The sequence below is a fragment of the Methanoregula sp. genome (assembly GCF_041645475.1).
Classification (GTDB): domain Archaea; phylum Halobacteriota; class Methanomicrobia; order Methanomicrobiales; family Methanospirillaceae; genus Methanoregula.
In genome coordinates, this window is record NZ_JBAZQA010000016.1 from 52,746 (window position 1) to 79,311 (window position 26,566).

The following is a 26,566-nucleotide window of genomic DNA, read 5'->3' on the forward strand; positions in this document are numbered from 1 at the left end:
AATAGTATGCCGCAAGACCAAGCGACAAGGGCTCGTAGATCAGGGGTAGATCGTCACGTTTGCAACGTGAAGGCCACGGGTTCAAATCCCGTCGAGTCCATTCTTATTTTATCGTTCCTTTCCATGACCGAAGGTTATGACGGGTTCGAAGGGCGGAGCCCTCGCGATTTGACGGAGGCAAATCACTCCCTCATCCATTCTCATTTTATCATTCCTTTTCAGGACCGAAGGTTATGACGGGTTCGAAGGGCAGAGCCCTCGCGATTTGACGGATTCGAATCACTCCCTCGTACATTCTCATTTTACCGTTCCTTTCCAGGACCGAAGGTTATGCCGGTCAAATGGGCAGGGCTTCTGCTTCCCGGTGTGATTGATCAATAAAAAAAGGGGCTTTCAGTCAATCCATTCCAGGATATGACGGGGCTTTTCCTGCTCTTCCTTTTTGATAATTATCTGTTTGACTTTCTTTACTGCTTCCGTTGCCGGTGAGGGCTGCTCTTCAAATTTCCCGTAATCCATATAATCGCGGGTGACCCAGTCATCGCCACCGACGGTAATCTCCTGGATGGGGGGGGGGTTGTTCGTCTCCACGGGAACAGGGGATTCTTCCATTACCCGGACGGGGGACAATTCCTGCGCAGTGAAAACCGGGGGTGCAGATGACATAACCGGAGGCGCTGGCTGAGTACCAGGAAGCGATACCGGAATGACTGCCGAACGGGAGAGCAAAAAGTCCACAAAATCCTCAATTTCTCTCCGCTGATCGGATGAAAGACGCCCGAGCTTGCTCTCTAAGGACTCCAAAGGAAACACCTGAATAATAAAATCTCTCGTTTGTCGGTATTAAAAAGACCTGATGGAGGGAAGGCTGGATCATTCCCACCGGTGCTGGTAGCCCCGTTTCTCAAGGGGATTTCCATCCACCGTAACCGATTGTGTGGCAACCACTTTCCCGATAACCGTTGCAGGAACGCCCTCAACCGGGTAGCAACCGGGAGGGATAGTAAAGATAAGTTCGTAGTCCCCGCCGCCATACAGCGCCAGCTCCCTTGCCTGTGCCGGAGGAATCCCGGCCGCGAGTGGCAGCCTGGATGAATCGAGAGCAAAACCGCACCCGTTCACGCTCATCAAATCGTACAGGGATAGCGCGATACCATCGCTGTCATCCATCATGGCGCTGATTCCCGCGCGGCCGAGAATCTGCCCTTCCCGGACCCTTGGCTGCGGCTCGAAGAGCGCTTTCTCGAACTGGTGATACCCGTCCAGCCATGCCTGCGCCTGCCCTGGCGTACCGGTGATGCAGACCAGATCTCCCGGCTTTGCCCCGGCTCTCCGCACAAGGTGCTCCTTATCCACGAGCCCGAGGCCGGTGGTGACAACCGTCAGTTCACCGTGACGATCGATATCCCCGCCGATGATCTCTGCCCCGAACATCGTGCAGCAGTCCTTTGCACCCTGCATGACCCCGGCAAGGCACTTCCAGTCGTCGAGGCCGACTGCAATAAGGAGAAACTTCGGGGCCGCTCCCATGCTCGCGATATCAGAGAGGGTGACTGCTGCGCTCATCCACCCGGCCTGCCAGTCGCTCATGCCGGGAACGAAATCCGTTGTGCGGTGCAGCATGTCGGTTGTCGCCACCATGACCTGTTCCCCGCAGGGAAAGACTGCACAGTCATCCAGGCAGTTGTCCCTGCCAACTATTCCCATCACAACGTTCAGGAGATCCCGGTCATCCACCTTTACGCACCTCCTTACCCCGTTCGCTCTTATACTCTTTGAAGATGTGCTCGATCATCTCCGCTTGCTTCTCCCGCTCCCGCACAGCCTGCTGGGACTGCCAGGCTGCAAGGGCGGATTCAAACATCTCCTTGCCGCAGAGACCCTGTTTCCCCCGCACTTGCGCTCCCGTTGACTTGTCGGCAATGAGCGGGAGCCCGGCTTCCCGGAACGCGGGAAGCAACTGGGGATCGCTCTCCTGAAGCACTTTTTCAGAGGTTATTACCGCCCGGACCCGCATCTCCGCGAGGTCTTTGACGCTGCTCCTTCCCCAGCCGTCAGTCTTCGAGACAAAAAGGATGTCCCCCTCATCAATCCCCACATCTTCCGTGAGTTTCCGGAGCCCTTCTTTTGTCAGGGCTTCCATCACCTTGACCGGCAGGACCTCCCCATCCATTGAGAGCTCGGCAAATTTCTTGATCCTCCCAAGGCGTTTCACAAGATTGTAGTTGTGCCGCTCCTCCTTGTGCAGCCGCTTTTTGAGACTTTTGATGATGGCGTCCTTCTTTATCACCTCGGCATCCTTTGCGAGCTCGGCATCGCGGGATGTGGTGATCTTCCGGATCCGTCCCTGGAGCATCCGGATCTCATAATCCCTGTTCTTGAGGTCTTCCTGCAGTTCGGCCACATAGGTCCGGAGGCGTTTCACCATCCCGTCCAGAACCCGCACCCGTTCATCGTGTTTGGCATCAGGAAGGACCGGAGGGGCTGCAGCTTCTGCAACCGTAACGGGCAGCTTCATGTCGCTTATCACCTGCTCAAGCGACTGGCCCCGGATAACCCGGGCCCTGACCTCATCGAGATCGTGCCCCGGGGGGATCCGTTTGAGCAGGTTCTGGAACTTGTGGCGGTATTGCCGGTAGGCGTCAAGTGCCGCAGAGAGTGCGTCCCGCTCGTGATCATTGGCGTACGGGAACGGGGCGGTGAGCTCGACTTTTGTCTCCACACTCGTGTTCTGTTTCGGCGTAAAGGCGACAGCCGAGAACGACCGGCGGATCTTCTCCACCGTAAAGGGCATCTCCTGGACATCGGACGCGATGATGAGCGGTTTTCCCACCTTGTAGAGGGACTCGATAACGTCGGACATCGTCATCTGGCGCGAGCTTACCAGGTGGAGGAGGTTGCCGTCGAGATCGAGTGCTGCAATCGCAGTCGTTGTCCCCGGGTCGATGCCGACAATCATGTACCTCGGTTTGCCCGAAAGGGGACGGAACCGGATCCGTTCAAGGCGTTTTCCGCTGATCCGTACCTGCACATCTGCCCCCCGGTAGGTTGAAACGGGCATCTGGTCCCGTGTTGCAAAGACCCGGAACGCAACCCGGCTGCACCCGCCGAACGCCCTGGTCTCCTTTTTTTCATACCGGTGCCCGGCAGCAACAAGGGCCATCTCGATCTCCCGGCCTTTCAGCTGCACAGCCCCGTGCATCTTCCGGACATACCGGTTCTGGCTCCAGCCCCCCTTCCCGGGGGAGCGATGGCGACTTGCTACGATCTCGGTCTCGTTCTCGAATGCCAGGACTTCAGCCCCAGCGCCGAGTGACGCTACCTGCGCGGTTGTCCTCGCCTCGGCAAAGGGATCGAACCGGTTGAAACTGATATTGTAGCGGGAAGCGACTTTTCCCAGCGTTTCCTTACGCTCACCCCCGGTAACCTGTACGAGCCGGGTCTGCGGGGGAAGTCCCTGTAAAAAGAAGAAGAGTTCGCGCTGATCGGCGGCGATTTCCTGAAGGCTGTCGACAGCAAGGATGTCGGGTTTTTCTTCAGCAAGAAGGCGGAAGAGCCGGAAGAGCGAGACTTCAGATTCACTCGCGATCGCCTGACCTTCCATGCGAATCAGGGCATACACCGGCCGCCGTGATCGCGACCGGACGGAGCCTTTGATGATATCGATACCGAAAACCTTCAGCCGATCACCCATTGCATCGCATCCCCGCGATCATAGTCCAGCTGGTACTTCCGTTTGAAAAATGCGAGAATATTGTCGATATCCCTTGATAAGAGGGTATCCGCGTTCGGGTGGTCCGTCCCGGTCCATTGCGGCCAGTCGATGAGGACGCATCTGCCATCCTCGATGAGGATGTTATACTCGGACAGGTCGGCGTGGATAACTCCCTCACGGTATGCAGCCCGGACATTCGCCAGGATGTCATCGAGCACCTCGGCCGGGCATTCGAGCTGGCAGCGGTTGAGGTTGGCGCCATTGATGAGGGACATCACAACGGCATGGCGGTTGTTGTCGATCGGAAGAGGTACGCTCACCTTCGGATGCAGCGTGGTAAGAGCAAGGTATTCCCGCTCCGCCGATTTCCGTGAGGCAATCAGCCAGGGGCAGTGGCCCTCTTCAGGCATGTATTCGCGGTTGAGCCGGGCCGAAGAGAACGAGCGCCCCCCCACCCGGTGGAACTTGATCGCAACCGGTCCAAGACCGAGTGCGTCGTAGACCACCGATTCCTTACCTTCCCCGATCTGGGTGCCAAGTGCCGAGATCGTCCCTTTCCGTGCAAGGGTGCCAAGCGCAAGCGTGTCGTAGCCGGAAAAGACCAGCGCATAGCCGTCGTAGGGAACGGGATTGAAACGGACCATCCCCCATTCGATGAGGCGCGAGAGCCGGTAAGTGATCTCCGATTCCGCAAGTTTTGTCGTGGTCTTGAGTTGTTCAAGCGGCACCCACGAGTAATTCTTCATCCCCCGCTCAAGGGCAAGCAGGATGGTTTTTTCATATTTGTTGAGGGTGCGGATATGTTCCGCAGAGACTGCCATATTCGATAGAGTGGTTATGTGGCAGACTATAAAATCACATCTTCCCGGAACCACGGGCCCGGGGGCATACCCTTGAGCATATTTATCTTCCGGAACAGAATAGATCAGACGAATGCAGTGTGACAAGTGCGGAAACGAAGCGGTCATCTTCCAGCAGTACTCAGGGAGGCACCTCTGCCGGGAGCACCTGGTTGCCGATATCGGGGCCCGGATCAAGCGGGACATCCGGGCCGGCCACTGGATGAGGCCGGGCGATCACCTTGCCGTTGCACTGTCAGGAAACAAAAGCAGTAGGGCACTCCTCTTTTTTTTCCATGCCCTTATCGCACAGCGGAGGGACATCCGGCTCTCGGCGATTATCATTGACGAGGGCATTGCCGGGTACCGCAACCCGCAACAGATACGGGAGCTGGCCGACACGCTGGGCATTCCCTGCCACTACGGGTCGTTTGAGGACGCGTTCCAGTTGACAATCGATACCGTTGCCAGGGGTAATGACGCCGGCTCGTCTTGCAGCCGCTGTCATCAGCTTCGTACTGCGCTAATCAGTACGATTGCCAGCAGGGAAGGTATTACGAGGATACTTTCCGGAAGGACGATCGAAGACCGGTCAGGTGAAATCCTTGAAAATCTCCTTCTCGGACGGGTGGAAACCCTGATCCATGATACTACCGGTACGGGTTCAGTCCCGTGGGCTGACCCGCTGGGTTCAATTCCCCGATATGAAGTTGATCTCTATGCAGATCTCCGGTGCCCTGGCGCGGATAGAGCCTGTTGCCCGTACCGCGGGACCGGGTTTTCTGATGAAGTCGGGGAACTGCTCGAATCATATACACGGCGCCACCCGGCAACGCCTTACTCCATAGCAGTGATCGGAAAGGCACTTCATGGAGATTGCCGGTTCAAAGGGCGAATGCAGGAGGAGCATGAGCACACCACCTAAGCGGGGACGGGTCTGGCGGGTAGTCAGGAATTCACCGGGGATCCAGATCTCGATCTATTTCCTTGCGTTTGCCACCGTTATCGGGCTCTATACGTACATCTTCCACGGGTTCTATCCGGCCCTTGAAGGAAAACCCATCTCGTGGACAGAGTCGCTCCTGTTCGTTGTCGAATCGATGACAACGGTGGGGTACGGCGGGCTTGGGAGATTTACCAACGATCTCACCATGCTGCTTGCGATCCAGCTCATGATCTCCGGAGTCATCATGATCTTCATCGTCGTGCCACTGCTCCTTGCCCCGTTCCTGACCACCCTCCTTGCTCCTGCACCCCCAAGGAGGACGCCCCACGCCCTCACAGGACACACCGTTATTTTCGGGTATGACGAGATCACGAAGTCCATTGTAGACAGCCTGACCATATCCGACCACGATATCGTCATCATCGAGGAGGACAAGGCCGCGGCACTCAATATCGCAACACAGTACCGAAGGCGTGCCTACGTTGTCTGGGGGGAGTATACCGATCCGGCGACCTGGGAATCCGCCCATCTCGACAATGCCAGTTTCGTGGTCATTTGCAAGAACGAACGACTCACGGCAAGCATCATCCTTGGCATCCGGAAAATGGCCAAAGGCAAGATCATCTCGGTGGTTGACAAACTCTCCTTCGACCGGTACCTGCGATACGCCGGAGCGGATTATGTGCTCTCGCCAAAGCACTCCACGGGACGGATCCTGGCCCGCCATGCGATTCTCAACCCGATGGGAGATTCAGCCCCGGAAATTCCGGGTCTTGACCGGATCAGCATCAACCTCGAACACAAACCGGATCGCGAACTGCGGCTGATCAACATCCCCGTAGTGGCCGGCTGCCGGGCAAATGGCAGGAATCTTAAGGAGCTGGATTTATTCTCCCGGTATGGCATCATCGTCTTCTCACTCTGGAAAGCCGGGGTCTTTGTCCCGTGGCCAAAAGAGGATGTGATCGTTGACGACACCACATCCCTGTTCCTGTTCGGCAGGACAACGGACATTGTTGACGCCATACAAGACGAGTTTGAATCCGAAGGGATACGGGACGCCCGGGCCGTGATTGCAGGGTTCGGGGACGTGGGGTCCGCAGCATACCGGGAACTGTCACCATCGAAGGTCTCGTGTTTTGTCGTCGACTTGCAGCGACACGAGGACGTGGAAAACCAGGTTGTAGGAAATGCTGAAGACGAGAGACTCCTCAGGGAGGCCGGTATAGAGAGCGCCCAGTACTGCATCGTTGCCCTGAACAACGATGACGTGAACATGTTCACCACCCTGATGGCGCGGAATCTCAACCCGGGTATCCGCATCCTTGCCCGGGCAAACGAACCGGCCTCTGTCGACAAACTCTACCGGGCGGGTGCAGACTATGTGGCTCTCCTCCCCATGATTGGCGGCCAGACCATCGGGCGAATCATCTTATCTGACCTTGTCACCATCCTTCTCGACCTGCCCAACGGAGATATTGTCATCCTCGTACCAAACCGGGGTTCCGAAGACCGGACCGTGGGATGGTTCTCCCGCAAAAGCGGGGTTCGGATCATCGGCATCGAGAGCACAAGCCGCCTGATCGTTGCTCCGGCGGCCGAAGAGATACTCTTGAAAGAAGATACCCTTGTGGCGGTGGGAAGTTCCGAACAGTTGAAAATGTTTCTTCATCAACTATAGTGATATGATGTGCAGGGACGGCGATCTGGGGTGCAGGATGGGCCAGGTTGAGCAGATGATCCGGTACGCGTACTGGAATACAGGATCCAAGGGAATCGTGATCGGACTCTCCGGGGGGATAGACTCGGCGGTTGCGGCGGCCTTCTGCTGCCAGGCAGTCGGACCCGCGAACGTGCTCGGGCTTTCCCTGCCAACGGAGGTAAGCGATCCGGCAGATACCCGTGATGTCGGTGAACTATGCAGCACCCTTGGCATGACATACAAGGTTATTGATATCGAACCCATGCTCGCGGCATACCGGGGCATGCCGGAGTTCCGCGAGTCCCCGTACCTGCTCGGGAACCTTATGGCCCGGATACGCATGACCGTCCTTTACTACCATGCCAACCGGGACAGCCGGCTTGTCTGCGGGACCTCCAACCGGAGCGAGTACATGCTTGGGTACTGCACCAAATACGGGGACAATGCCGCAGACATCCAGCCGATCCTGCACCTGTACAAGACGGATATCTATGTTGTTGCCCGGGAACTCGGTATTCCCGCACCCATCCTTGAAAAGACCCCTTCGGCCGGCCTCTGGAAAGGACAGAGCGATGAGGCGGAGATCGGTCTTTCCTACGCGGAGATCGATGCATCGCTCAGGGCTCTTGAAAGCCATAACTGGAGGGCAGAGTCTCCAGTCGAGAGAAAAGTTTTCGCGCTCGTGCAGAAGAGCGGGCACAAGCGCATATCCGCGCCTAATCTTTTAGCAGTACCTCAAAAACCGGCAGGTACTTCTCCGGGAAATTGAGAAACTCCACGGCGCTGCGGTTCCCGATTAGACTGTAAAGGGGCCCTTTGCAGATCCGGTGGTCTCCCCGGCCATTCTTTGGGGAGAGTATCCGGACGTCCGGCGCAGACGGGTAATGGGGGTTCCTCCGGAGCTGGCCTGAAGTGAGCTCATAGTATGCTGCCCCGTGGTTGCTCTCGTACTCCCCGTATTCGCTCTCAAAGGCCGTGGACACGAGATTTGCCATCGAAAGGGGCAGGTCTTTTGAGGGATTGATGGTGATATGCCCGTAGCCGGGGGGGATGATCACGACATCGCCTTTTAATGCGGTCTGCAGGACCACATCTTTGAGGGGACGTGACTGGAGAAGGTAATGCGCCTCCCCTTCGAGGACTTCGTAAATCTCGGGATACCCGACACCGGCCGGGTTTTTCGGGTGGTAATGGCCCTTGGTCTTGACCCATTCGCCGCAGAGATCGCGGGGGGGAATTATTGTCAGGTCATACCGCAGGTTATGGGAATGGAGCCAGTGCCAGTCCGCATCTGACCGTGCCAGATCGCGGTACATAAAATAAAGGGGAGCGCTGCACGCGCATGAGGGATCGGCAAGGACAGGGCGCATCTCCCCGATCGTCCGCACTCCCGGGGCTGGCAGCTCCCCGTCCCATCCAAGCATCACTTCTTCTTTCTCATTACAAGTAAATAATACCCGGCGCCGCCCATATCAGGACGATAATGACAGGGATCGGGAGCACCTGGACAATCCCTCTGGATGCAGGTTTTGCCACGATTTTGAGGGGTCCAAAAGCGGTCCGAGATCTGGCGGTTGTCCAGCGAGTCGCGGTACCGGACCTCGGAATTAAGGGAATACGAGCTCGGGGCGACATCGCTGCCGGAACTCACCCTGTACTGTGCAACCACAGACCCCCCCGGCCTGATACCCCCGATATACGCGAGATTGTCCGTGCTGGTGAATGGATCAACAGCAGAATATAAGGGGATGTCCAAAAAAAACAGGCCTTACCAGCCGGATCCGGTCAGAAATCCCGGATCTCTTCCATAGTCGTAACATCCATAAGGCCTTTCATAGCCATAGTCTGCACCCACCGCTCCCCCTCCCGGATGGCGGCCATCGGGTTTGTTCCTCCGATAGTTGCGATCGCAACGTACTGGGGGTTGGCCGGAACACCGAGCAGGGGAATATTGGGCATGCCAACCTCAAGGATTCCCGAGTAACTGCTGTTCGAGAGCTCATCGAGAACTATCTCAACAAGAGGCTCAGCCTCCATATGGAACTCCCGGATGTTGGAAAGGATGTTCCCGCTCCCCCGGCGCATAACGTTTGTCACCGAGGTCGTCTTCTGGGATATGAGCACCTGGAGCGGATCGATTGTCGTATACTCATACAGGATCATGTGGGTGAAGCGGATCGGGGTGCGGTTCTCGATCTCCACAACGCCTCCTCCCACCGGGTTGACGGGTATCCCCCGCCGGATCAGCAGCCCGTCGAGCGTGATACTGCACATGGTGCAGATCCCCGTGCACCCGGCAGGAATCGTGAAATCCGCAATCCTCTCGCCGGATTGAATGAATTTCACCAGGCCGCTGACGCTGACACCGGCTTTGAAGGCATCCCTCATCACCGAGATCGCAAATTCCAGATCCTCGTTTTTTATGAGGGTAAGATTGTAGACCACATTTCCTTTCCATGCTACGGGATCGAACGTGACCTGGATGGCATAATCTTCAATGATATGATTGACGAACTTGAGGGGGAGCGTCATTATACTAATCTCGGACAGCGCAATAGAAAAATTGTTCTATAAGAGTAGGGCAATGTATTTATGATGGAACAAGAGATGCGGGAAAAAGCCAAGAATGCCATGAGGCTCATTCTTGAAGCGGCGCGTTTTGAGGTTGAAGAGGTTGACGAACCCCTCGACCTCTCGGCAGTACGGGACAACACATGCCTTCTGGTGCTTTGTTCAAATGACGGCAGCGTCATTGGCCAGTTTGACAAGACCAATTACAGTCTCATGATCGACGACCAGGAGATGACCTGCAAGAAGCTGTTATTCACTCTTGAGAAGGGTGTCGCAACCGAGAACTGCATCCAGTGGGGGATCAGCGAGTTCGTCCAGTACACCGGTGAAGCGGTCCTTGCTGATATTGTAGGCCGCGAGCTTGCCCTCGACCTCACCCCGACGAAAGTGAAGAAGGCTGCGATTGCAGCAGCGGCAGCACCTGTTGAGGAGGAGGCCTCAGGGATCACCCTGCTCCATTTCCCGATAAAACTCTCCGAGCAGGCAGCAATCCGGACTGCCGGCATCCAGGGAACAGCAAAGCTCCGATTCATCCCACACTTCCTCTACCACTACCAGAGTTCCGGTGAACAGGTGTACAAGGATCGCCGCATCCCGTTCGACGCGGACGGCTGGGGTGCCATCAACGCCATCAACGGGATCAGGCTCGAACTTGACGGGAAACTTGTTGAGGAGAAGGAGATCCCGGGCGGTGCCGAGGTCTGCGATCCCCACCTCCGGAAGGATGAGGCAACCGAGCGGATAACAAACGAGCTCATCGAGCGGCTGACCCAGAAAGTCCGGATCAAGCAGGAAAAGGGGGATGCAATCTTCTACGAGGAGAAAGTCTTGAAACCCGACCGGAAGAACATCACGGTCGATACCAAACAGGTCTACATTCCCGTATGGCAGATCCGGGGCAAGAAGATCGTGGAAGTGAACGCATTCACCGGCGAGATCCTCTCCCAACCCATGGACGAAGGCGTTGAAGTCTTCTAAGACGCATGATCGATACCATCCCGTATCTCAGTGAGGCAGACAACCCCACACCCCATTTTTCCAAATCCGTTGCGCAATGTCAACGCCATCATACATGCATCGCCCTCTTCGCGAGGCCTGCATGGTAGTCATCCTTGGAGGTGGCCCGGCGGGGAGGATCGCCTCGATCCGCCTTGCATCCGCAGGAAAGGATGTTACCCTCGTAGAATACGGGACGATTGGCGGGCAGTGCCTCCATTATGGCTGCATGCCGGTCTGCGCTCTCAATGATGTAGCCCGTTTTCTCCAGACTGCCGGTACCTACAGGACGCTCGGGATCACGGACTCGGTTTCGGAGATCAACTTTCCCGCGCTTCTCCGCGAGATGCAGCAGGTCCAGAAAACCATCACGTCCGTTCTGGATCGCGAGACCCGTGACGCGGGGGTCCGGATCCTGTACGGGAACGAGGGCAGATTTGACGGGAAACAGGTGGTTGTAGGGAACGAGGCCCTCCCCGCAGAGGCCGTTATCCTTGCCACCGGTTCCCGCCCGAATGTTCCAGACATCCCGGGGATCGAAAGCCCGGGCGTCTTCACTCCCCATACCCTCTGGCATATAGACCATCTGCCAAAGGAACTCGTCATTGTCGGCGGGGGCGTCATGGCAGCCGAGTTTGCCTACATCTTCTCCCGGTTCGGGTGCCGGGTAACGGTCCTCTCCCGGAGCAGTTTCCTCAAAACCGTTGACGAGCACATCCGGAAGCGGGCAATCCGCGAGCTTGCAGGAGTTGCCATCCGGGAGCAGGCCGGGTTGGTATCGGTTGAGCGAAAGGGGGAAAAACTCCACCTCACCATCAGGGATGAGGGCAACGATACCATACTCGAATGTGATGCCGCCCTGCTCGCTGCCGGGCTCGTTCCCCGATCAGAGATGATTGCCGGTGTGGAAAAACGACCGAACGGCGAAGTTGTCGTTGACGACCGGATGCAGACGAACCTGCCGGGCGTCTATGCCTGCGGGGACGTGACCGGCCCGCCGTTCCTGACACCGGTTGCCCGGTACCAGGGGATCGTGGCTGCCGACAACATCCTCGGGAAAGACCGGAGGAGGGATTATTCCGCCGTCCCCCAGGCAATCAACCTCGGGTACGAGCTCGCGTTCTGCTCGGACGGGAGCCGGACCGCAAAGCCGCTCGTCATCCCCGGTCCTGCCGGGCCGGGAACATTCTGGTCGGTCCCCGCATCCGACACCGGTCTTGCCAAGATCATGGTAGAGGCCGACGGGTCCATCAGCGGCATCTGCTCCGTCTCGCCCGGAGGGGGATTGATCGCCGGTTACATGGCATTCTTGATGAAACACCACTTCTCCGTGCATGACTTCGAGGATTTTATCGAGGTCCACCCGTCAACGGACGGCGTGTACGGGCTCGCGAAATACGCATCAGAGATACTCAGAAAGCGTAAGGACTCATAAGGGAACCACTCCGTTTTTCTCCCGTGCCGGCATCCGCGCTGTAGGTATTATTACATCCGGAATCGCATTATTACGATACATATCTCCCCATTCCCCGGGTGTTTTACTTATGACCAGCCCCACCGAAAATACGCTCTTCGACCAGACGCGGATCGACAAGATCCATGCCCTCCGCGAAAAAGGCCTTTCCATGTTCCCCCCCACGTTTGACCGGAGGAACACGGTTCTTGAGATCAAGACAACCCATGCCGACATTACCCACGACAAGAGCGCCGAGAGCGTATCGACCGCGGGCAGGATCTACATTGTCCGGAACCACGGCAAGACGATCTTTGCCGACCTCGGGGACGAGAGCGGCAAGATCCAGCTCTATATCCGCAAGAACGATCTCGGGGAGGAACAGTTCGAGCTCTTCAACCAGTACGTTGAACGGGGCGACATTGTCGGGGTTTCTGGTCACGTATTCCGGACAAAACTGGGCGAGATCACCATCTGGGTGGACTCATTCGTCCTCTTAACAAAAGCGGTCTGCTCCCTGCCGGAGAAGTTCCACGGCTTGAAAGACATCGAGAAGCGCTACCGCCAGCGGTACGTGGACCTGATCGTGAACGACGAGAACCGGCAGACCTTCCGGAACCGGAGCCGGATAGTCTCGCTCCTCCGCAGGTATCTCGATGACCACAACTTCCTCGAGTTCGAGACCCCGATCCTCCAGCCGGTGTACGGCGGGGCAAATGCAAGGCCCTTTACCACGTACCACAACTTCCTCGACCAGAAGCTCTTCCTCCGGATCGCGCCGGAACTCTACTTGAAGCGGCTCATTGTCGGGGGATTCGAGCAGGTCTTCGAGATCTCGCGGAACTTCCGGAACGAGGGTGTGGACGCGGATCACAACCCCGAGTTCACGATGGTGGAGATCTACTGGGTGTACCGGGACTTCAAGGACATGATGGCGCTCACCGAGAACATTGTCACGTACATCATCGGGCAGATCCACGGGAAAACCGAGCTCCCCTTCGGGGAGATTACCCTTGACTTCACGGCACCCTGGAAGAAACTCTCCATGGCGGATTCGGTGAAGGAGATAGGTGGCATAGACATCTTTGCCCACTCGGTCGAAGAGCTCCGCAAGCTCGCCCACGAGCACAGGATCGAGGACCCGGACAAGCCCCAGTCCCAGCGGGAGTACCTCATCGCCTTCTTCGAAGGCCTTGTTGAGGAGAAACTCATCCAGCCGACGTTCATCTATGATTACCCGGTCGAGAACTCCCCGCTCGCCAAGCGCCACCGCGAGAAGGAGGGTTTCACCGAGCGGTTCGAGCTCTTCATTGCCGGCATGGAAGTGGGCAACGGGTTCTCGGAGCTCAATGACCCGGTTGACCAGAAAGAACGGTTCGAGGCGCAGGACGAGAAGCGCCGGCAGGGTGATGTCGAGGCCCAGATGATCGACTACGACTTCATCAACGCCATCGGGTACGGCATGCCCCCGACCGGCGGAGTCGGGATCGGCATCGACCGGCTCGTGATGCTCCTTACCAACAACAACTCCATCAAGGAAGTCATCCTCTTCCCCTCGATGAAGACCCTCCAGCCGGGCGAGGCAGACGAAGAGGGCGAGGACAAGCCGGTTGCAGGGAACTGATATTCCCGGTTCATCCCTCGTTTTTCATTTTTTCCGGGCGGTTTTTTCGAATACTATATGTGCCACGGCGGTAGTACCTGCGTATGGATTCCCGCAACCCGGTTCTTATCATTTTCCTTGTTCTCGGTTTGCTTGTTGCAGCCTCCGGGTGCACAACAAACCCGGCACAACAAACACTGACGACAACGGCGGGCACGAATTCGGTCAGTCCCGAAAAGACCGCTGTTGCGGAAATACCAGCCTCAGGCCATACCCTCCCGGCACCCGCGTCAGGCATAGCAGCGGAACTGGCGGCGGTGAAATCCGACAGCGTGGTCTGGAAAGAGGCGTACCGCATGTTCCGGAACATCAAATCCACCGAGTACGTCCACCCTCCTTACACGGATGATGATGCGGCAGGAATTTACAAATTCGACTGCCTCGGCTTTGTCGATCACGTGCTGATGAATGCCACCCCCGCCGCTTACAGGGAGATTGGGAAGGGTGTCAACCCCTCCATCGAGTCGTATGCCGCCACCTTTGGCAACCTCAATACCAAAAGTCCCATTGCGCTCCTGGGAACAAGAGTGGATCATCCACACGATCTCCAGCCGGGGGATATCTGCCTCTGGCTGAAACCAAGCACGTTCGACACCGGCCACATGTGGATCATTGCCGGGGAACCAAAGGTAAACCCGAAGCGGACGGACGAGGTACTTGTCCGGATCTTTGATTCAACGGGCACGGTTCACACCGCGGATTCACGGGCCGGTTCCGTGGATAAGACCGGCCTCGGCTCCGGTATCCTCGGGTTTATGGTGGACGGGGAAGGCAGCCCGACCGGTCTCTACTGGGAGGGCGGGGCGAGCACCGGTGCCGGCGAGAAGGACACGACAATTGTCTGCGGGCGGCTGAACAGATAAACACCAAAAAATAAGGGGAATATCCAGAATCCCCGTCATCACGTATTTTCTGCCAGGTAGAACGTGACCATCTCATACGAACCCTGCGTGTCCTCCCGGCAGCAGTCCATCGAAGTACGCCACGCGGGTGTTTGCGGTTGCCGGGAGGAGGTAATACCCGCCATCCAACCTGATTCTGACAAAACGGTTATCACCTTTCTTTCCTGATCTTTCTCCATGAAGAATGAGGGAAAAACAGAACACCACCAGCATGAGGTCTTCTCTGCGAAGAATGCGGCCCACCTGGACACGCCGCTGCGCCGGTTCCTCTACCGCCCCGACCGGCTCGCGGAGCGGTACGTCCGGCCGGGAGACCGCGTGCTTGATTTCGGGTGCGGACCCGGGTTCTTCACCCGTGAATTTGCCCGGAGGGTTGGCGAAAACGGGCAGGTCGTTTCCGTTGATTTGCAGTATGAGATGCTCCGGATTGTGCAGGAGAAGATGGAATCAGAGGGTCTTCGCTCACGGGTCACAACACACCAGTGCAGACCCGATTCGATCAACCTCCCCCCGGACCTGAACGGGACCTTTGATGCTGCATTCGCCATCTTCGTTGTCCATGAGGTGCCGGATCCGGCGAAACTGTTCCGGGAGATTGCCCTGCTGCTGAAGCCTAACGGGCAGTTCTTCTTTTCAGAGCCGCCATTCCTTGTCTCCGGCAAAGAGTTCAGGGACAAACTTGCGCTCGCTGAAGAGGCGGGGTTTTTGCAGGTTGACCGGTCATTCTTCTTCGTGAACCGGGCAGCAGGGATGAGGAAATGATGTGACGTGGGGAGGTCATTATAGCTCACCCGTGTCCGGTTCTGCATGTTAGTCGCGATCCTGATCACGAAAAAATTTACCAGCAAACCCTGCCGGAAAAAAACAATCAGGGTTTGATTGATCCGGATCAGCATTTCAATCGCGATCATGGTCGCGATGAAAATTTTGAGATCAAACCCTGCTGAAAAGTTTTCAATCAGGGTCTGGTTGAAAAATAAAATTCAAGGTCTGGTTGCTGAAAGTTAATCAGGTGTCCATAAATCCAAAAAACCAGATTACGACGGAGAGGTGCATCCGGCCACCACTTTTCAATCAAAGTGTGCTTAAAATTTTTCAATCAAGATCCGGTTAAAATTTTAAAATCAAGGTTTGATTGATCCGGATCGGATTTTCAACCGCGATCATGGTCGCGATGAAAATTTTGAAATCAAACCCTGCTGAAAAGTTTTCAATCAGGGTCTGGTTGAAAAATAAAATTCAAGGTCTGGTTGCTGAAAGTTAATCAGGTGTCCATAAATCCAAAAAACCAGATTACGACGGAGAGGTGCATCCGGCCACCACTTTTCAATCAAGGTGTGCTTAAAAAATTTCAATCGAAGTCTGCCTAAAATTTTTCAATCAAGATCCGGTTAAAATTTTAAAATCAAGGTTTGATTGATCCGGATCGGATTTTCAACCGCGATCCTGATCGCGATGAAAAATCTGAAATCAAACCCTGCTGAAAAGTTTTCAAGCAAGGGCTGGTTGAAAAATAAAATTCAAGGTCTGGTTGCTGAAAGTTAACCAGGGTACATAAACCCGGAAAACCAGCTTACGACGGAGAGGCGCACCCGGCCCCTGCATTTTAATCAAGGGGTGCTCAAAACAAATCAATCGAAGTCTGCCTGAAATTTTTCAATCAAAGACCGGTTGAAAAATAATAATCAGGGTTTGGTTGATCCGGATCAGGTATTCAATCGCGATTAGGATCGCGTTTGATTAAAAAATTATTCCCGCCCGGTGCCCGGCACGGCTGCCGGTTTCCGTTTCCCCCGCATCAGGGATGCCCCAATCCCGAGAACGCAGAGCCCTGCAAAGATCACAAACGCAGAATGCATGCTCATGATGAACTGCGGGTAAAACTCAGGAGTTATCACTTCAGGGCCGATGAAGACAGAAAAGAGCATCATTGCAACACCCATCGAGAACATCTGGCCCACAAGCCGCATGGTCCCGTTCATGCCGGACGCAACCCCGTAGTACCGTTTCTCCACCGAACTCATGATCGCGTTGGTGTTCGGTGAGGAGAAGAGCCCAAAACCAAGGCCAAGCACGACCAGGCAGAGGATAATGTACCACAGGGGTGTTGATTCCACAACCAGGACGAGCATGAACAGCCCGAGGGCAGTCAGCGCCATGCCTGCCGAAGCAACGACCTGGGGCTCGATCCGGTCGGAGAGCTTCCCGGCGACCGGTGAGAGGACGGCCATGATCGCCGGCTGGATGATCAGGATGAGACCGGCTTGTTCAGGAGAGAATCCCTTGGTGTACTGGAGATCGAGACTCAGGAGGAAGGTGACCGCAAAGGTCGCGCTGTAATTGATGAGCGCAGCCAGGTTGGAAAACGCAAAGACCCGGTTGTTCAGGAGAAGGCGCATGTCCAGGACCGGCACCGGGATCCGCAACTCATAGAGGGCAAACGCTACCCCGAGGATACCGCCAAACGCAATAAGGCCGAGTCCCGCGGGATCCGGGACAAGCGAGAAGCCGTACATCACCGCCACGAGCGAGCAGGCATAGATGACCGACCCGGTGAGATCGAAGCTTTCTCCCGCACATTCAGCCCATTCCCCGTCAAGCTTCCAGAGGACGAGCAGGCAGGCAATGATCCCGATGGGAACGTTCACTAAAAAGATGCTCCGCCAGCCAAAGTACTGGGTCAGGACACCGCCCAGGAACGGGCCCATGGTAAGCCCGAAGTACACGGACATGATGTAGATCCCAAGCGCTTTTCCCCGCTCCCCCGGGGGAAAGACCGACGAGAGGATTGCTACTCCGGTTCCGTAGATCATGGCCCCCCCCAATCCCTGGACCACCCGGACTGCGATAAGCAGGCCGGTGGAGGGTACGAGAACCATTGCAAGGGACGCGAGGGTGAAGATCGCAATACCGAATAAATAGATCCGTTTTCTCCCGTAGATATCAGCGATCTTCCCAAACGGCACAAGGAAAAGGGCAGCGGCAAGAAGATACGCGGTTGCTATCCACGAAAGCGAGATCGCATCCATCTGGAACTCTGCCCCCATGATCGGCAGGGCTACGTTCACGGCCGAGCCGTCAAAGGGTGTAATGAACCCGGACAGTACAGCAATCAGGAGCACAATCTTTTTTCCGGTCGGGGTTATGAGGGGGGCCGGCGCAAGGGCTTTTACCGGCGCACCGGGAAGAGTCCCGGATAAGTTTCCCGCGGAGGTCATGGGAGGTTTCCCGGGGGTACACATACCCCCGTCAGCCCGGATGGTCAAACGGTGCACCGCCGCCCCCGTTCAATATCCGGGGGGGAGGAGGTTGCAGTCTCACTCCGGAATCATTGTATCACGTTTTTCCCGTGATTGTATATCTGCATACCCAAGCAGTTGCAGCGGGGGCATACTGGTGAAAAAGCAGACTATCAAGGTCCCGCCCGAAAAAGGGAGGGCGAAGATGCCGTATTACCAGGTTCCCAGCCGGGAAAGGTGTTCCCCAGCAGAGGAACGAAGAGCCGGATCCTCACCCGTTTCTGCAATAAACTCCCTAAGACCACGGAGTGCACCGGTACTCCTTATCGCGGCAAGCGCCATTATCGCCAGATTCCGGATTTCCGCATCCTCGTTCCTGTCCCGTAACCGTTCAAGCAGCACTTCCACGGAACGGCCGCTCTTCAATTGGCCTAATGCAATTGCTGCTGCACCCCGGATTGCCCTGTCACGATCCCCCAGCAGATCCATCAGGGGACGGACCGCCCGGGGGTCATCGCTCTTCCCGAGCATGATTACGGCCCGCAACCGCCCCTCGGGAGAGGGGCCGGACATCGCCGTAGAGGTCAAATCATAGACCGCTCCCCGCCCGGGGAGGCTGCTGTACCACTCATGATTCTGTTGTTCCGCCATCAGATCCATATCAGATTCCGTAAAAAACTCACAAATTCAGATAACAATACCAATCCTGCCAGAAAACCGGAAATGCCGGTTCCTAACAAGTGAAGAAAAGCTTCCGCTTACCAAAAGCGGGTCGTACCCGTGTCACAATGATTTCCCTGGAAGGACCGGACTGGTACATTAGTTCAATATAATGCCATCAAGATATAAAAAATGTATTGATACCCATAATCCTTCCCCCACGTGATTCCAAAAAAGGGAGGGGGAATCTGCCCGGGAGTGAACGACCCGGATGTCCCGCACGCGGTTCAGCTGATCAGTAGACCGATCAGTGCGCCCGCTATGGCCGCGGCAGCCGCAATGACACAGGTCTCAAGCACGGTCCGAAGCATCGGGCGTTCGCCAAGCTTTGCCCGCCCGATACCGAGCAGGATGAGGAGGAGGGCCGTTCCGAAGATAAAGACGATCTTTGCCTGTTCCAGAGGGAGGAAAATGAACGGGATCACCGGGGTCATTGCCGCAATGAAATCCGCAATTCCCATCCAGCAGGCATGGATAATTGGCGAGGTTTTCTGCGCCGCGGTCTCCTCCTCGCCCGCCACAGCATCCTCGAACTTCTGGATCGCAAGAGGATTTGCCTTCATGTCCGCGCGGAGCGCTTCAAGACTCTTTTCAGAGAGGCCGGTTCCCTGAAGGTCGCCTATGAGCTTGTTCACGGCACCTTCGGGATCCTGGCGGATCTCAGCCGCCCGCGCCCTTGCCTCCACCCGTGCAGCATCCCGCTCGGATTCCAGGTCAAGAAAGACGCCGGCCATCATCGATACCGTGGCGGCGATCGCGGCCGTTGCGCCGGCAAGGAGGATTACGTTGCCGGACTGGGCACCGGCAACCATACCTGCCACCAGCCCGAAGATCGAGACAACACCGTCCGACATACCGAAGACGATCTCACCCGAACAATTACGGATCGAATCCTTTGTCCGGGAGAGGAACGACGGACTCCGTATCTCACTCATGGCCGAACCTGCCACACTGACAATAAAATCATGGAAACATGTGCGAGCCCAAAAAATAAGAAAGGGTAGGAGAGGCTGAAGTTACTTTTTCTGTGCCGGCTTCTTGTCGTCATGGATGAGCCGGCACTTGTTGACGCATTCCCAGTTCTCGGGCAGGAACTTCCCGTCAGCACCGGCCTTGACCGTTGTATGGTACTTTTCCCCGCAGACAAGGCACTCCATGAGTCCGGACTTCTCATCAACCAGTTTTGTGGCATGTTCCTTTTTTGTCATCACGCTCTCTGTCCGGTGTTTCAGGACATATATGTGCGGGTCGGATAGCCGGATTTTGGAAGAAAGGAACAACCGAACCGGGACCGTTACTTGTGATACGGTTCGCCCCGGAGGATCCGGAACGCCCGGTACACCTGTTCCAGCAGGAGAAGCCGGGCCATCGGATGAGTGAAAGTCATCTTCGAGAGGGAGAGGCGCAGGTTGCTCCGGGAGAGGACGGCAGGGGACAGGCCAAGATCTCCACCGATAACAAAAGCCAGCTGATTGTTTCCGGCAAGTTCCCACTCGCGGAAAGCCCCCGCGAGCTCAACGCTTGACCAGGCCTGCCCCTTAACGTCAAGGGCAATGACAAACGAGTTCTCCGGAAGTGCCAGGAGAATCCGCTCCCCTTCCTTTTCTATTGCGGCAGATTCAAGGGCGGGCGGGGCAGAGAGCGGGCGCTTTTCATCCGCAATCTCGATAACCTGCAGTTTCACGTACGGGCGCAGGCGTTTCTCAAACTCTGCGATCCCATCCTGCAGGAACATCTCCTTGATCTTTCCCACTGCAACAACACGGATCTGCATGGTTTGCCTTAAAAAATCAACTATTTATCCATAACGCAGGCTGCACGGAGAGGAAAAGGAGGGGGTGGAAGTATGTTACCTATGGATTTCTTTTGGCTTCCTTGGGATCAATTTTCTGGTGGGATAATGTATCCAGAAGCACTTCTTTCATCATATTCTTCATGAGTTCCCGACCCTCATCGGATGACATGTAGTCTCTGAACAGCTCTTTGAACTGTCCCATATCGTGGTGATTATCGACGAAGGCTAATAAAGCTTGCGTAATGCAGTCAGAGACCGTGGAGAACTTCTTTTCCTCATACACGAGTTTATTGACCTTTTCATAGATATTGGGGGGCATTTTATACGAGATTGCAACCCGTTCTCCACGAGTTGCCGGTACCTTCTCAGCCATTCCCATAAACTGGGGCAAAATACTATAAATAGGCTGTTAAATGCCCGGGGTAATCTTTAAGTAATCTATTTTCAGTCATTGTATTCCATAAACATTACTTATGGAATACTTTTTATAGCGCGGCGAGAAATAGGAGTTTATTGTGAGGTGAACGAGATGAACGAATTCCTTATATTACTCCTTGGAATTGTGGCTGTCTTTGCTGTCGGCTGCAGCATCGCGCTCCTGGTGCTTGGCAAGATGATCGATCAGTTCCCCGCAGGGGATGAATCGAAACGCACCCGCAGCATTTCCAGCCCAATCGAGACCACGAAGATCTCCGTTGTCCTTTTCTGGGCCCTCTTCTTCGTCGGAGTCTTTGCACTCACGCAGGGTACCCGCTTCATGCTCATCCTCGGGATTACCACCCTCTTTGCCATCTGCCTCTTCATGTTCACGGCACTGGCCTTCTCCTTTGCCGTACTCAGTACCCTGCGGGGACGCGGGCAGGGTATCAAAATGCCGGTCCTCCAGATGGTTCCTGTGGGAGCACCCGCCGCCGCAACCGCCCATACGGAGCAGGTACAACCGGCACAGATGGTTATCCGGAAACGGTACAACAACCCTGTTTCCGACTTTATGCTCAACGCGCTCTTGAAAAAGGAATGAAAAGGAGAAATTAACCAAATATCTTTTTTGACTGTTCCAGGGCATCTACAGCCGGCAGTTTCTTGCCGGTCAGGAACTCGATACAGGCTCCGCCACCCGTGGAGATGTGCGTGAAGTCCTGCTCAAGCCCCATCTTCTCGATGACAACAGCCGTATGGCCACCGCCGACAACCGAAAACTCCACCCGGGATGCCGCCTTGAGCATCTCGTAGGTGCCGGTGGCAAAATCCGCTTCCTCAAAGAGCCCGGCGGGGCCATTGAAGACAACGGTGCCGGCCTTTTTGAGTGCCTGGACAAAGTCCTGGATCGCATCCATCCCGATATCGAGAACCGGTGCGTCTTCAGGAATCTTTGCTACAGGATATTCGACCCGGCGGTTATTCTCGCGGACGGCAACCGACTGGGGCATGAGAACCCGGTCCCTGTGCCGCACGAGGATCTCCTTTGCCTTCTCGATCTCAGCCTGGTATTTGAGCTGGGCAATCAGCTGCGTGGAGGGTTTGCCGATATTGTACCCTGCTGCTATCAGGAAGACATTGGCAACAACGCCAATGACGATCACCTGGTCTGCAATTCCCTGGTCAAGGACATGGCGGGCAACATCGATGGAGTCATCCACCTTGGTGCCGCCGAGGACCATGCAGACCGGGCGGGGAGCGCCGGAGAAGACTTTCGAGAGCGTGAAGACCTCCTTTTCCATGAGGAGGCCCCCTGCGGAGCGCATGGCCATCGGGAGACCGACGACCGTGGGCTGCGAGCGGTGAGCCGTGCCGAACGCATCGTTGACAAAGACATCCGCCATCGAAGAGAGCTTCTTGACGAGATGTGTTTTTTTGGCTTCCTCGGGTTTGAGCGTCAGGTTCTCTTCTGCATTGAACCGGACGTTCTCAAGCATCAGCACCTCACCGATTTTCATGGCGTGGACCGCCTCGCGGGCCTGGCGGCTGAATATGCTGTCCACGTACATGACGGGCTTTCCGAGAAGCTGTTCGAGTTTCTCGGCATGGGCTTCGAGCGTTGTGAAATCCTTCTTTCCCGGCCGGCTCTGGTGGGTAACAATCACAACACGGCTGTCCGAGAGGGCCCTTATGGTTGGCAGGTGCTCGCGGAAACGTTTGTCATCAAGAATAAGATTGGAGGAGGGGTCGATGGGGGAGTTGAGATCGAGCCTGAGCAGGACCGTCTTTCCCTGTGTACCCAGCTCCTTGATTGTTCCAATCGTCATCAACACCTCACCTTAACCTGGTTAGGAAGTGCTCCGCGCCTTGATCTTCTTCATCCGGAAGAGCTCTTCGCGTTCCATCTCGTCAAGGCGCATCTTGATGAAATCCCGTGCTGCGGTGAGCTCGGGGATGACCTTGAACTCGAGTGCGTTGACCCGGCGCTTGGTCTTCTCGATCTCATCGAGCAGGCGCTTCATCGTTGTCTCGATCTCGGCACTCTCGATGATGGATTCAACCAGTTCTTCAAAGGCAGAAGCCGTCTCATCGATGACCGTGGATGTGCCGAGCATACCATAGCCCCGGTCGACAACACTCTTCCTGACTTTACTCGATTCAATCTGGGGGACGACAACCCCCATGATGTTCTTGCTTTTTAAGGAGATCTCCGGCACTTCCTTGACGGAGAATGCAGCAGATTTCACCCCGATGGCCCCCTCAACGGTGTTGGCAAGGGCCATCATCTCGACAGCGCGGTCGTACTTCTTGAGAAGTTCGCCCCTGCTGTCCTTCGCGTTTGCAAGGATCTTGAAAAATTCTAAGATCAGTCCATCGCGCTTCATCTTGAGGATCTTGTAGCCGCGCTCGGAGAGCTGGATCTTCCGCTTGAGGTTGATCAGCTCCGAACGGGTTGGCTTGATATCGCGCAGCGCCATGGACTATCTACTCCTTCTTTGCACCGGCCTTGAATTTCGGGTGGTACTTGTGGATCAGCTCGCGGTCGATACGGGTGAGCTGTTCAACCGGCAGTGTCGAGAGGATATCCCAGCCGATGTTCAGGGTGTCCTCGATGGTGCGGTCTTCGTCATAGCCCTGGCGGACAATCCGGTTCTCGAAGAGATCCGCAAACTCGAGGAGGAGGCGGTCACGCTCGGAGAGAGCGTCCTTACCTACGATGGCCACGAGGCCGCGGAGGTCGTTGCCTTCTGCGTACCCGGCGTACATCTGGTCGGAGACCTTCTTGTGGTCCTCACGGGTTTTTCCTTTGCCGATACCGAGGTTCATCAGCCGTGACAGCGAGGGCAGCACGTTGATGGGCGGGTAGATACCCTTGCGGTGAAGGTCACGGTTGACCACGATCTGGCCTTCCGTGATATAGCCGGTCAGGTCGGGGATCGGGTGGGTGATATCGTCACCGGGCATGGTCAGGATCGGGATCTGGGTAACGGAACCCTTGAGACCTTTGATCATACCGGCACGCTCGTAGATGTTGGCGAGATCCGTGTACATGTACCCCGGATAGCCACGGCGACCGGGCACTTCTTCACGGGCTGCACCGATCTGACGGAGCGCTTCGCAGTAGTTGGTCATATCCGTGAGGATAACCAGCACGTGCATACCGAGCTCGAAGGCAAGGTATTCGGCGGTGGTCAGGGCGAGACGCGGAGTGATGATACGCTCGACGGCCGGGTCATCCGCAAGGTTGAGGAAAACCACGGCACGCTCGAGTGCACCCGTGCGCTCGAAATCCTGCATGAAGTAGTTGGCTTCTTCCTTCGTGATACCCATTGCAGCAAAGACTACTGCAAAACTCTCGGTTGAGCCGGGCACTTTTGCCTGCCGTGCGATCTGGAGCGCAACGTTGTTGTGCGGGAGACCTGCTGCCGAGAAGATCGGAAGTTTCTGGCCACGGACAAGGGTGTTGGTACCGTCAATGGTCGAGATACCGGTCTGGATGAAATCCGCCGGCATGCCCCGGGCATACGGGTTGATAGCTGCACCGTTGATGTCGAGGCGCTTCTCCGGAACAATCTCCGGGCCGCCGTCGATAGGCTTACCGCCACCGGACAGGATACGGCCGAGCATCTCACGGCCTACGGGCATCTTGATGGTTTCGCCCGTGAACCGGACGCCGCTGTCCCTGCCGATACCGGTCGTGTTCTCGAAGATCTGGACAACGACCAGCTCATCGCTCGTGTCGAGCACCTGGCCGCGCTTGGTTGTACCATCGGAGAGGATGATGTTTACGAGTTCTCCGTAGGCAATCGGCTCGGTCTTTTCGACAAAGACGAGGGGACCTGCAATCTTGCTTATCGTCCTGTATTCCTTCATGCTGCCGACCTCAGTGTGTTGAACTCAGCGTCCATCTGCTTCTCAATCTTCGCCAGTTCAGGCTTGTAGTCCTTGATGAACTTGATCTGGGGCAGCTCGTTCTTGGACTGGACCGTGTTGATCTGCGCCGGGCTGACCCCGGCGAGCTGGGCCGCATAGGCAAGATCGGCGAAGGTCTTGATCGCCTTCATCATGTCGTACTGTTTCTTCATGTCACAGAACGTGTCTACGGCGTCGTAGGCGTTCTGCTGGAGGAAGATCTCACGAATCATACGGGCAACTTCGATCGTCACCTGTTCTGACTCGGGCAGGGCATCGGAACCGACGAGCTGCACGATCTCCTGGAGTTCGGCTTCCTTCTGGAGGACTTCCATGGCCCAGGACCGGATCTTGTTCCAGTCGGGGGATACTTCACGGTCATAGTAGTCGTGGAGTGCTTCGAGGTAAAGCGAGTAGGAGTTGAGCCAGTTGATAGCCGGGAAGTGCCGGCGCTGGGAGAGTTTTGCATCCAGTGCCCAGAAGACCTTGACGATACGCAGGGTGTTCTGGGTGACCGGCTCCGAGAAGTCTCCACCGGGCGGTGAAACTGCACCAATAACCGAGACCGATCCGGAGGCCCCGTTCAGGGTCTCGACAAGGCCGGCCCGCTCGTAGAATTCCGAGAGGCGGGCTGCAAGGTATGCCGGGTAACCTTCTTCACCGGGCATCTCTTCAAGACGGCTGGAGATCTCACGCATGGCTTCTGCCCAGCGGGAGGTCGAGTCTGCCATTAAAGAGACGTCGTACCCCATGTCACGGAAGTATTCCGCGATGGTGATACCGGTGTAAACCGAGGCTTCACGGGCGGCCACCGGCATGTTGGACGTGTTTGCAATGAGCACCGTCCGCTCCATGAGGGGCTTTCCGGACTTCGGGTCTTCGAGGTGCGGGAATTCGGTCAGAACTTCCGTCATCTCGTTGCCGCGTTCACCGCAGCCGATGTAAACCACGATCTCGGCATCCGACCACTTGGCCAGCTGCTGCTGGGTAACGGTCTTGCCGCTCCCGAACGGTCCGGGAATTGCGGCAGTGCCACCCTTTGCGATCGGGAAGAGACCGTCGAGGATTCTCTGACCGGTGATCAGCGGAATCGTCGGGTTCTTCTTCTCTCTCACAGGGCGGGGGACACGGACCGGCCAGCGCTGGATCATCGGGTACTCGCGGCCGTCTTCGAGAATACAGATGGTCTCGTCAACGGTGAAGTCCCCGCTCTTGATCGTCTTGACAACGCCTGCCTTTGCATTGGGCGGGAGCATAATCTTCTGGACGATGTTGGTTTCCTGAACTTCGCCAAGGATTGCTCCCGGTTCAACTTTGTCACCGGCCTTTACGACCGGCTTGAAAGTCCATTTCTTTTCATGGGAGAGGCCGGGTGCTGTTACACCACGCTGGATGAAGTTGCCCATCTTGTCCACGAGGACTTCGAGAGGACGCTGGATACCATCATAGATACTGGTCAGGAGACCGGGACCGAGTTCAACCGCGAGCGAGAGCCCGGTGTTGGTGACCGGTTCACCCGGGCGGATACCGGAGGTATCCTCGTACACCTGGATGATGGTGTTATTACCCTGGATCTTGATGACTTCTCCCATCAGCGCTTCTTTGCCGACCTTCACCACATCGTACATGTGGGCGTCAAGGTTGACTGCCGTAACGACAGGGCCGGCGATCCTTTTCAGGACCCCTTGTTTCT

General features: G+C 56.1%; 27 protein-coding genes and 1 tRNA gene. 10 read left to right on the forward strand and 18 right to left on the reverse strand.

Going from position 1 to position 26,566, the window contains the following annotated elements; translation table 11 throughout:
* Positions 1 to 28 precede the first annotated feature (28 nt).
* Positions 29 to 100, forward strand: a tRNA-Ala gene (locus WC598_RS12245).
* Positions 101 to 393: 293 nt separating this feature from the next.
* Here the strand turns inward: WC598_RS12245 and WC598_RS12250 are convergent.
* The 4 genes from WC598_RS12250 to WC598_RS12265 form a co-directional block, all read right to left on the reverse strand.
* Positions 394 to 612, reverse strand: coding sequence for a hypothetical protein (locus WC598_RS12250; RefSeq protein WP_372961787.1), 219 nt, complete (start codon positions 610 to 612; stop codon positions 394 to 396).
* A gap of 261 nt (positions 613 to 873) precedes the next feature.
* On the reverse strand, positions 874 to 1,737 hold the full coding sequence (thiL, locus tag WC598_RS12255; protein ID WP_372961788.1) for a thiamine-phosphate kinase: 864 nt from the start codon (positions 1,735 to 1,737) through the stop codon (positions 874 to 876).
* Complete coding sequence (locus WC598_RS12260) at positions 1,730 to 3,694, reverse strand: DUF460 domain-containing protein (RefSeq protein ID WP_372961789.1); 1,965 nt, start codon at positions 3,692 to 3,694, stop codon at positions 1,730 to 1,732. Before WC598_RS12260 ends, thiL begins: the two co-directional genes overlap by 8 nt.
* On the reverse strand, positions 3,679 to 4,536 hold the full coding sequence (locus WC598_RS12265) for an RIO1 family regulatory kinase/ATPase (RefSeq protein WP_372961790.1): 858 nt from the start codon (positions 4,534 to 4,536) through the stop codon (positions 3,679 to 3,681). Before WC598_RS12265 ends, WC598_RS12260 begins: the two co-directional genes overlap by 16 nt.
* A gap of 112 nt (positions 4,537 to 4,648) precedes the next feature.
* Between WC598_RS12265 and WC598_RS12270 the strand changes: the two genes are divergently transcribed.
* From WC598_RS12270 to WC598_RS12280, 3 genes are read left to right on the forward strand one after another with little or no spacing between them, the layout of a single operon-like run.
* A complete protein-coding gene (locus tag WC598_RS12270) occupies positions 4,649 to 5,479 on the forward strand; it encodes a tRNA(Ile)-lysidine synthase (RefSeq protein WP_372961791.1) in 831 nt (276 codons plus the stop codon).
* Positions 5,463 to 7,181, forward strand: coding sequence for a TrkA family potassium uptake protein (locus WC598_RS12275; protein WP_372961792.1), 1,719 nt, complete (start codon positions 5,463 to 5,465; stop codon positions 7,179 to 7,181). The genes WC598_RS12270 and WC598_RS12275 overlap by 17 nt, the downstream gene beginning before the upstream one ends.
* 4 nt (positions 7,182 to 7,185) lie before the next feature.
* A complete protein-coding gene (locus WC598_RS12280) occupies positions 7,186 to 7,971 on the forward strand; it encodes an NAD+ synthase (protein WP_372961793.1) in 786 nt (261 codons plus the stop codon).
* On the opposite strand, the gene WC598_RS12285 is transcribed toward WC598_RS12280, so the two are convergent.
* From WC598_RS12285 to WC598_RS12295, 3 genes are all read right to left on the reverse strand, one after another.
* Positions 7,919 to 8,626: a glucose-6-phosphate isomerase family protein gene (locus WC598_RS12285; protein ID WP_372961814.1), complete on the reverse strand. Its 708-nt coding sequence runs from the start codon at positions 8,624 to 8,626 to the stop codon at positions 7,919 to 7,921. The two genes, WC598_RS12280 and WC598_RS12285, sit on opposite strands and share 53 nt — an antisense overlap.
* A complete protein-coding gene (locus WC598_RS12290; protein ID WP_372961794.1) occupies positions 8,626 to 8,871 on the reverse strand; it encodes a hypothetical protein in 246 nt (81 codons plus the stop codon). Before WC598_RS12290 ends, WC598_RS12285 begins: the two co-directional genes overlap by 1 nt.
* Positions 8,872 to 8,987: 116 nt before the next feature.
* Complete coding sequence (locus tag WC598_RS12295) at positions 8,988 to 9,734, reverse strand: DUF128 domain-containing protein (RefSeq protein ID WP_372961795.1); 747 nt, start codon at positions 9,732 to 9,734, stop codon at positions 8,988 to 8,990.
* Between the two features lie 60 nt (positions 9,735 to 9,794).
* On the opposite strand from WC598_RS12295, the gene WC598_RS12300 reads away from it, so the two are divergent.
* The 4 genes from WC598_RS12300 to WC598_RS12315 all read left to right on the forward strand — a co-directional run bounded on the left by WC598_RS12300 (position 9,795) and on the right by WC598_RS12315 (position 14,748).
* Positions 9,795 to 10,751: a hypothetical protein gene (locus WC598_RS12300; protein WP_372961796.1), complete on the forward strand. Its 957-nt coding sequence runs from the start codon at positions 9,795 to 9,797 to the stop codon at positions 10,749 to 10,751.
* A gap of 76 nt (positions 10,752 to 10,827) precedes the next feature.
* Positions 10,828 to 12,204, forward strand: a complete 1,377-nt coding sequence (locus WC598_RS12305) for an NAD(P)/FAD-dependent oxidoreductase (protein ID WP_372961797.1) — start codon at positions 10,828 to 10,830, stop codon at positions 12,202 to 12,204.
* A 109-nt stretch (positions 12,205 to 12,313) separates the two neighbouring features.
* Complete coding sequence (lysS, locus tag WC598_RS12310) at positions 12,314 to 13,846, forward strand: lysine--tRNA ligase (RefSeq protein ID WP_372961798.1); 1,533 nt, start codon at positions 12,314 to 12,316, stop codon at positions 13,844 to 13,846.
* Between the two features lie 83 nt (positions 13,847 to 13,929).
* A complete protein-coding gene (locus tag WC598_RS12315; RefSeq protein ID WP_372961799.1) occupies positions 13,930 to 14,748 on the forward strand; it encodes a hypothetical protein in 819 nt (272 codons plus the stop codon).
* A 38-nt stretch (positions 14,749 to 14,786) separates the two neighbouring features.
* Here WC598_RS12315 and WC598_RS12320 read toward each other — a convergent pair whose 3' ends face one another.
* Positions 14,787 to 14,912 (reverse strand): hypothetical protein, encoded by a 126-nt coding sequence (locus WC598_RS12320; RefSeq protein WP_372961800.1) that lies wholly within the window; start codon positions 14,910 to 14,912, stop codon positions 14,787 to 14,789.
* A gap of 52 nt (positions 14,913 to 14,964) precedes the next feature.
* On the opposite strand from WC598_RS12320, the gene WC598_RS12325 reads away from it, so the two are divergent.
* Positions 14,965 to 15,549: a class I SAM-dependent methyltransferase gene (locus tag WC598_RS12325; protein ID WP_372961801.1), complete on the forward strand. Its 585-nt coding sequence runs from the start codon at positions 14,965 to 14,967 to the stop codon at positions 15,547 to 15,549.
* A gap of 986 nt (positions 15,550 to 16,535) precedes the next feature.
* Here WC598_RS12325 and WC598_RS12330 read toward each other — a convergent pair.
* The 6 genes from WC598_RS12330 to WC598_RS12355 all read right to left on the reverse strand — a co-directional run bounded on the left by WC598_RS12330 (position 16,536) and on the right by WC598_RS12355 (position 20,914).
* A complete protein-coding gene (locus WC598_RS12330; protein ID WP_372961802.1) occupies positions 16,536 to 18,005 on the reverse strand; it encodes an MFS transporter in 1,470 nt (489 codons plus the stop codon).
* 234 nt (positions 18,006 to 18,239) lie between these two features.
* Complete coding sequence (locus WC598_RS12335; RefSeq protein WP_372961803.1) at positions 18,240 to 18,686, reverse strand: HEAT repeat domain-containing protein; 447 nt, start codon at positions 18,684 to 18,686, stop codon at positions 18,240 to 18,242.
* A 287-nt stretch (positions 18,687 to 18,973) separates the two neighbouring features.
* The gene (locus WC598_RS12340) at positions 18,974 to 19,681 is read right to left on the reverse strand and encodes a VIT1/CCC1 transporter family protein (RefSeq protein ID WP_372961804.1); all 708 of its coding nucleotides are present in this window, start codon (positions 19,679 to 19,681) and stop codon (positions 18,974 to 18,976) included.
* Positions 19,682 to 19,762: 81 nt separating this feature from the next.
* Positions 19,763 to 19,954, reverse strand: a complete 192-nt coding sequence (locus WC598_RS12345) for a hypothetical protein (protein ID WP_372961805.1) — start codon at positions 19,952 to 19,954, stop codon at positions 19,763 to 19,765.
* An 86-nt stretch (positions 19,955 to 20,040) separates the two neighbouring features.
* On the reverse strand, positions 20,041 to 20,520 hold the full coding sequence (gene rlmH, locus WC598_RS12350; RefSeq protein ID WP_372961806.1) for a 23S rRNA (pseudouridine(1915)-N(3))-methyltransferase RlmH: 480 nt from the start codon (positions 20,518 to 20,520) through the stop codon (positions 20,041 to 20,043).
* Between the two features lie 79 nt (positions 20,521 to 20,599).
* Complete coding sequence (locus tag WC598_RS12355) at positions 20,600 to 20,914, reverse strand: hypothetical protein (protein WP_372961807.1); 315 nt, start codon at positions 20,912 to 20,914, stop codon at positions 20,600 to 20,602.
* Between the two features lie 156 nt (positions 20,915 to 21,070).
* Here WC598_RS12355 and WC598_RS12360 point away from each other — a divergent pair, with 156 nt between their 5' ends.
* Entirely contained in the window at positions 21,071 to 21,562 is a 492-nt protein-coding gene (locus WC598_RS12360; protein ID WP_372961808.1) for a hypothetical protein, read from the forward strand.
* Positions 21,563 to 21,572: 10 nt separating this feature from the next.
* On the opposite strand, the gene pgk is transcribed toward WC598_RS12360, so the two are convergent.
* From pgk to WC598_RS12380, 4 genes are all read right to left on the reverse strand, one after another.
* Positions 21,573 to 22,787 carry a phosphoglycerate kinase gene (gene pgk, locus WC598_RS12365; protein ID WP_372961809.1) on the reverse strand — a complete coding sequence of 405 codons (1,215 nt, stop codon included), beginning with the start codon at positions 22,785 to 22,787 and terminating at the stop codon, positions 21,573 to 21,575.
* A 21-nt stretch (positions 22,788 to 22,808) separates the two neighbouring features.
* Positions 22,809 to 23,438: a V-type ATP synthase subunit D gene (locus WC598_RS12370; protein ID WP_372961810.1), complete on the reverse strand. Its 630-nt coding sequence runs from the start codon at positions 23,436 to 23,438 to the stop codon at positions 22,809 to 22,811.
* 7 nt (positions 23,439 to 23,445) lie between these two features.
* Positions 23,446 to 24,834: an ATP synthase subunit B gene (locus tag WC598_RS12375; RefSeq protein WP_372961811.1), complete on the reverse strand. Its 1,389-nt coding sequence runs from the start codon at positions 24,832 to 24,834 to the stop codon at positions 23,446 to 23,448.
* Positions 24,831 to 26,566 (reverse strand): ATP synthase subunit A (locus tag WC598_RS12380; protein WP_372961812.1); only part of this gene is annotated, 1,736 nt, incomplete at its 5' end. The genes WC598_RS12375 and WC598_RS12380, both read right to left, overlap by 4 nt.

Coding starts and splice junctions, on each gene's coding strand:
- WC598_RS12300 (WP_372961796.1), top strand. CDS start 9,795: ATGATGGAACAAGAGATGCGGGAAAAAGCCAAGAATGCCATGAGGCTC.
- WC598_RS12360 (WP_372961808.1), top strand. CDS start 21,071: ATGAACGAATTCCTTATATTACTCCTTGGAATTGTGGCTGTCTTTGCT.
- WC598_RS12340 (WP_372961804.1), bottom strand. CDS start 19,681: ATGAGTGAGATACGGAGTCCGTCGTTCCTCTCCCGGACAAAGGATTCG.
- WC598_RS12355 (WP_372961807.1), bottom strand. CDS start 20,914: ATGGCTGAGAAGGTACCGGCAACTCGTGGAGAACGGGTTGCAATCTCG.
- WC598_RS12260 (WP_372961789.1), bottom strand. CDS start 3,694: ATGGGTGATCGGCTGAAGGTTTTCGGTATCGATATCATCAAAGGCTCC.
- WC598_RS12285 (WP_372961814.1), bottom strand. CDS start 8,626: ATGCTTGGATGGGACGGGGAGCTGCCAGCCCCGGGAGTGCGGACGATC.
- WC598_RS12335 (WP_372961803.1), bottom strand. CDS start 18,686: ATGGATCTGATGGCGGAACAACAGAATCATGAGTGGTACAGCAGCCTC.
- WC598_RS12270 (WP_372961791.1), top strand. CDS start 4,649: ATGCAGTGTGACAAGTGCGGAAACGAAGCGGTCATCTTCCAGCAGTAC.
- WC598_RS12375 (WP_372961811.1), bottom strand. CDS start 24,834: ATGAAGGAATACAGGACGATAAGCAAGATTGCAGGTCCCCTCGTCTTT.
- WC598_RS12295 (WP_372961795.1), bottom strand. CDS start 9,734: ATGACGCTCCCCCTCAAGTTCGTCAATCATATCATTGAAGATTATGCC.
- WC598_RS12265 (WP_372961790.1), bottom strand. CDS start 4,536: ATGGCAGTCTCTGCGGAACATATCCGCACCCTCAACAAATATGAAAAA.
- WC598_RS12320 (WP_372961800.1), bottom strand. CDS start 14,912: ATGGCGGGTATTACCTCCTCCCGGCAACCGCAAACACCCGCGTGGCGT.
- WC598_RS12305 (WP_372961797.1), top strand. CDS start 10,828: ATGTCAACGCCATCATACATGCATCGCCCTCTTCGCGAGGCCTGCATG.
- pgk (WP_372961809.1), bottom strand. CDS start 22,787: ATGACGATTGGAACAATCAAGGAGCTGGGTACACAGGGAAAGACGGTC.
- WC598_RS12315 (WP_372961799.1), top strand. CDS start 13,930: ATGGATTCCCGCAACCCGGTTCTTATCATTTTCCTTGTTCTCGGTTTG.
- WC598_RS12370 (WP_372961810.1), bottom strand. CDS start 23,438: ATGGCGCTGCGCGATATCAAGCCAACCCGTTCGGAGCTGATCAACCTC.
- WC598_RS12280 (WP_372961793.1), top strand. CDS start 7,186: ATGATGTGCAGGGACGGCGATCTGGGGTGCAGGATGGGCCAGGTTGAG.
- WC598_RS12330 (WP_372961802.1), bottom strand. CDS start 18,005: ATGACCTCCGCGGGAAACTTATCCGGGACTCTTCCCGGTGCGCCGGTA.
- WC598_RS12325 (WP_372961801.1), top strand. CDS start 14,965: ATGAAGAATGAGGGAAAAACAGAACACCACCAGCATGAGGTCTTCTCT.
- WC598_RS12345 (WP_372961805.1), bottom strand. CDS start 19,954: ATGACAAAAAAGGAACATGCCACAAAACTGGTTGATGAGAAGTCCGGA.
- rlmH (WP_372961806.1), bottom strand. CDS start 20,520: ATGCAGATCCGTGTTGTTGCAGTGGGAAAGATCAAGGAGATGTTCCTG.
- WC598_RS12250 (WP_372961787.1), bottom strand. CDS start 612: ATGGAAGAATCCCCTGTTCCCGTGGAGACGAACAACCCCCCCCCCATC.
- WC598_RS12275 (WP_372961792.1), top strand. CDS start 5,463: ATGAGCACACCACCTAAGCGGGGACGGGTCTGGCGGGTAGTCAGGAAT.
- lysS (WP_372961798.1), top strand. CDS start 12,314: ATGACCAGCCCCACCGAAAATACGCTCTTCGACCAGACGCGGATCGAC.